General features: G+C 56.2%; 1 protein-coding gene. It reads left to right on the top strand.

Going from position 1 to position 498, the window contains the following annotated elements:
• Window positions 1-221: 221 nt before the first annotated feature.
• On the top strand, window positions 222-498 hold a 277-nt coding region (locus ACO0K4_RS19435), incomplete at its 3' end, for an ATP-binding cassette domain-containing protein (protein WP_422958327.1).

Genomic DNA, 498 nt, shown 5'->3' with positions numbered 1-498 from the left:
GAGTGTAGCACTGCGTCATTCATGCCACCCTGGCGACCTTTCATCCCTGTATTTTCGCCCCTTGTCGCAAAAATAATTCTTTTATGCCTATTGGCTATATATTATTGTTTTTAAGTAACATCCGCCATCGCGGCTGACAGGAAATAAGGGTGATCCCCTTGCACAGACCGGCAGACACGCATCTGCCGGCTTTCATACTCAAGCTCTGGAGAGTGCTGCACATGCTATCGATCAAACAGCTGAGCAAGACTTACGCCAACGGCGTCAAGGCCATCAACGACGTCACCCTCGACATCCCCAACGGCATGTTCGGCCTGCTGGGCCCCAACGGCGCCGGCAAGTCCTCGCTGATGCGCACCATCGCCACGCTGCAAGATCCCGATAGCGGCAGCATCCATTTCCATGGCGTGGACGTGCTGCAGGACAAGGAAGGCCTGCGCCGCCAGCTGGGCTACCTGCCGCAGGATTTCGGCGTCTACCCGAAGGTGAGCGCGGAAA

This window comes from Undibacterium sp. RuTC16W, from assembly GCF_049339445.1.
Lineage (GTDB): Bacteria > Pseudomonadota > Gammaproteobacteria > Burkholderiales > Burkholderiaceae_D > Undibacterium.
Note: the sequence above shows the minus strand (reverse complement) of the source record. Positions and strands in the feature narration are given on the sequence as shown.